Below are 4453 nucleotides of genomic sequence, written 5' to 3' on the forward strand. Positions count from 1 at the left end.
CACTTATAACTACGTTTATTAATAGTCTCAAATTTTTTCTATAAAAAAAGAGCCTTACACTAAAGTAAGACTCTCCTATATTTACATATATTTATTTTAATATTTTTTTTGCTTCCATAAATCTTTGAAAAGCCGTGAATAAAACCATTGCCGTAAATATATTTATCACAATTCCAGCATTCTCTTTTAAAAGTATCATCAAACTTAGCATTAAAAACCCTTCAGTTCTTTCAGCTAATCCAGCTTGATAATAAAATGTTTTTTCCCCTTTATTTTCAGCTAATGGTCCTGTTGTTAAAAATATTGTCATAGATATTATTATACTCACCGCTAATACAAGAGATATAAAACTAAATTCAGAATACTTATAAGCAACTCCCAGTATAACTGCTCCCTCAACCATTCTATCAAAAGTAATATCCATCACAGTTCCAAAAGGTGATGAAGATTTTGTTTTTCTAGCTATTGTTCCATCCACTGCATCTAGGTATCCTGAAAGCCATAGAATTAGAACTGCTAGGATATTAAACCCTAAAGCCACTAAAACTCCACTAAATACTCCTAATAACATAGCTATTATTGTAACACCATTAGCGCTGAGCCCCAGTTTCATAGCTAAATCTGCTCCAACTCCTATTAATGGTTGAATATATTTTCTACAATGTGTATCTAACATCTATTTATCTCCCTCTATTAAAATTTCCTCACTCTCATTGTGAATAAGGTATACCTTATCCCCAACTTTATACAAAAACTCCTTTTCTTCCACTAAAGTTATCTTTTCATTCCCTAAGGAGATAACTACAGAGTATCCACCCATTTTGAAATTAATCTCTTCTACCTTACCTTCTAAATTGGAATCTTCCACAATTTTTATGCTCTTTCCTCTAAGAGCAACAAATTTACACTGCTTAACTTTACAGTGGAAAAGTTTTTCAAATGTCTCTTTTAAAAATATATTTTCTACTGCTAAAAGTTTTGCCGTATACACATTTCTAGGGTTATTATATAGATCTTTTGGAGTTCCATAATCTAAAAGCTCTCCTCTAAACATAACTCCTATCTTATTTGATAAATAAAAAGCTTCCTCTCTATCATGAGTTACAAATATAATTGTAACCTTTAATTTTTCATGAAGTTTTTTTACCATTTTCTGCATTCTATCTCTCAAATTAAAATCCAAGGCTGAAAAGGGTTCATCCATCAATAAAATCTTTGGTCTTGTCACTATAGCTCTAGCTATAGATACTCTTTGTTTTTCTCCACCACTTAATTCATTTGGAAATCTTTTTTCCTTTCCAACTAAATCCATTTCTATTAGAGCTTCTTTCACCCTTTTTTCAATCTCATTTTTATCTATTCTTTTTATTTTTAATCCAAAAGCGATATTTTCCCAAACGCTCAGATGAGGAAGAAGTAGGTCTTTTTGAAAAACCATAGCCACCTCTCCATCTTTTATCATTTTACTCGGACTCTTACCATTTATAAGTATCTCTCCACTAAACTCTCTATCCAAACCTGCCACTAGATTTAAAAGAGTTGACTTTCCAGATCCAGATTGCCCCAATATTCCTATAAATTCACCCTCTTCTATAGAAATATCTATATTTTTTAAGGAAAATCCAGAAAAAGATTTAGATACTCCTTTTATCTCTATCATCTAATACTCTCTCTTTCTATAAATATTTTTTACTATTCGATCTACTAAAAAAACTAAAAAGTATGTAAATGCAACATATATTATACTGTAAACAGTTCCATTGGTAACTCCACCATCCACCAGATAGGGCATCATCAAAATAGGTAAAGTCATAATCTGCCCTCCACCTATTATGAAAGTTACCAAATATTGAGCCAATGAAACTATAATAACTAAAGACATTCCCACTAAAAATGAAGGATATATTATTGGTAGAGTGATTTTCAAAAATCTCTCTACAGCATTAGCTCCTAAAACTTTTCCCAAATTGATATAATCTTTATTTAATGTTACATATCCTGCTCTCATACTCTGTATATAGTAGGGTATTGTTGTCACACTGTGTACAATGGCAACCCCCAATACTGTTTCAATTAAATTTATTTTAATAAATGCGAACTGAATTCCCATTGTACTAACCATAGTAGGAATTATTAGTGGAAGCACAATTAAAAATTCTATAAACATCTTCCCTTTAAAGTTTTCCCTAGCCATAAAAGCAGCTACAGGAGTTCCTATTATAAAGTTTATAAACATAGTTATCACAGCTACTAAAAAAGTAGTTAATAGACTATTATAAGTTTGTACTGACCTTAATACATATTCCCACATTTTAAAGTTCATACTATTTAAAAATATTCCAATAAAAGGTAATAAGAATATTAGTGATAGTAAAAAATAGGTACTCCATAAAAATAATCTCTTCATCCTACCACTCTCTCTCTTGGAACTTTGTGAAAAATTTTAAAGCTAAACACATTATCCCACCAAATAATAAACTTATACTTGAAATTAGTATATTCATAACCATTATTTTACCTCTTAAGTCTAAGCTACCTTTTGTATATGTATCAAATACAAGTACTGATAGCACTCTAGGATGAGTAACTCCCAATATATATGGTGTTTCAAATGCTGCAAAGAGATAGGTTAAAACTATAAAAAAACTAATACTTAAAGTTGGAAAGACTAAGGGGAAAACTATTTTTTTAAAAAATGTAATATTGCTTAAATTATATATTTTACCCAAAGAATCCCATTTTTTATCCACTCTGAATACTACAGGAAGACTCATCATAGTCATGAATGGAAGAGCTTTCCAAACATAGGTTAATATTATTCCTATTCCGTGGTGATCATTTGTCAGTATTGGAAACTGATCTATTGATGATATAAGACCCATTTTTAGCAGAAATTTATTGATTATCCCTCTTCTCATAAGTAGAAGAAGAATTCCATATGCACTTACTAAGTATGGGACAAATACAGGTGCTTCAATTACCTTTTGAAAGAACTTTGTATGAAAATATCCTTTTCTTTTACTTAAAAAAACTAAAAACAAAACAATAATCGTCAGTATAAAGGCAAGGAAAGAAGCTATACTATTTATTTTTATAGTATATACTAAACTTTCGTAAAACTCTTTTGAGTGAAGCACATCTTTATAGTAATGTAATGTAAAGCAAGAGTTACTTAAAACTCTATTATAACCTAAAGAGGTCATAAAAACATAGTATAAACCGTAGAGAAAGAAAAATGTCATATATAATAAAAATGGTATTATATATATAAATTTTTTAATTTTTTCCAACGTTCTCTATCCATCCTTCTTCAATAATTTTTAATTTATCAGGTGTTAATTCCATCACTCTTTTCTCTTGTAACTCCTCTAATGATGGTATTTTTCCACTTTTGTTTAAATCAAAAAACTGTTTCACTGTCTCTGGAGGTAATTTTTTCATATCTAAAATAGTAAAGTCTCCCCAATTTTTAGGTTCCTGTTTTAATAGTTGTATCTCTGGAGACACTAACTCATTGATTACTGATAGAGCTCCATCAATATTCTGGGCATTTTTAGGAATAGCTAAGTAATGGTTATTAAATAGAGTTCCCTTATTCAGTAGAAAGCTTTGTGATGTTTCTGGATAATCTCCAGACTCTATTTTTGAATTGACCTTATTTATTGTGTATCCCATAGTCACATCAACTTCACCAGCTGAATATAGTAGGTCTAGCTTCCCCTCTGATTCAGGATATGTTTCACCCTTTCTCCAAAGATAAGGCTCTATCTCATTTAAATAGTTCCAAACTAAATTTAAGTTTTGCTTAAACTCTTCAGGACTCATATTTTGAATATTATCATATCCTAACATATCAATTGTTATATTTCTTACAAAAGCGCTCCCTGTAAAATTAGTAGCATTTGGGTAAGTAAATCTACCTGGATTCTTTTTCACATACTCTGTTAAAGTTTCCCAACCAGTAAATGGCACATCCCCATTTTTAGTATCGTATATAAAATTGAATTGTGCCTCTCCAAATGGAACCTCTAATCCATTAATATCCTCACCAAAATCTTTAACAACTGTACTCTCTTTTAATATATCTTTATTTTTAATTTTTCCTAGTATCCCATTTTCTAAGACCCCAGCATCCTTCAACGCTTTAAAGTTTTCACCATTTACCCATAAAACATCTATGGCTCCATTTTTTTTCCCAGCTTGTTTTTCAATTATTAATTTATTTACAACATCTTTTATATCTACAATAGGAACTCTTTTTAGATTTATATTTTCATCTTTTAATACCTTAGGAGCAACCACATCGTCCATAAAAGTATTAATCTCTTTTGAACCACCCCACATATAGATATTTACATTTTTATTTTCCTCTTTATTACAACCTACCAATACGCCAAAAATTAACATTGAAAGTGTTAGCATTTTAAATTTTTTTCCCATTTAACGCTCCTCC

At 30.1% G+C, this 4453-nt stretch carries 5 protein-coding genes; all 5 read right to left on the reverse strand.

Going from position 1 to position 4453, the window contains the following annotated elements; genetic code table 11:
* Positions 1-91: 91 nt before the first annotated feature.
* Positions 92-676: a CDP-alcohol phosphatidyltransferase family protein gene (locus ACMOUI_RS03725; protein ID WP_418964397.1), complete on the reverse strand. Its 585-nt coding sequence runs from the start codon at positions 674-676 to the stop codon at positions 92-94.
* Entirely contained in the window at positions 677-1660 is a 984-nt protein-coding gene (locus ACMOUI_RS03730; RefSeq protein WP_418964398.1) for an ABC transporter ATP-binding protein, read from the reverse strand.
* Positions 1661-2323, reverse strand: coding sequence for an ABC transporter permease (locus tag ACMOUI_RS03735; protein WP_418964399.1), 663 nt, complete (start codon positions 2321-2323; stop codon positions 1661-1663).
* Positions 2324-2408: 85 nt separating this feature from the next.
* The gene (locus tag ACMOUI_RS03740) at positions 2409-3242 is read right to left on the reverse strand and encodes a sugar ABC transporter permease (protein WP_418964400.1); all 834 of its coding nucleotides are present in this window, start codon (positions 3240-3242) and stop codon (positions 2409-2411) included.
* A 34-nt stretch (positions 3243-3276) separates the two neighbouring features.
* Entirely contained in the window at positions 3277-4440 is a 1164-nt protein-coding gene (locus ACMOUI_RS03745) for an ABC transporter substrate-binding protein (RefSeq protein WP_418964401.1), read from the reverse strand.
* Positions 4441-4453: the final 13 nt, after the last annotated feature.

Source organism: Cetobacterium sp. (assembly GCF_048470075.1).
Taxonomy (GTDB): Bacteria; Fusobacteriota; Fusobacteriia; order Fusobacteriales; family Fusobacteriaceae; genus Cetobacterium_A.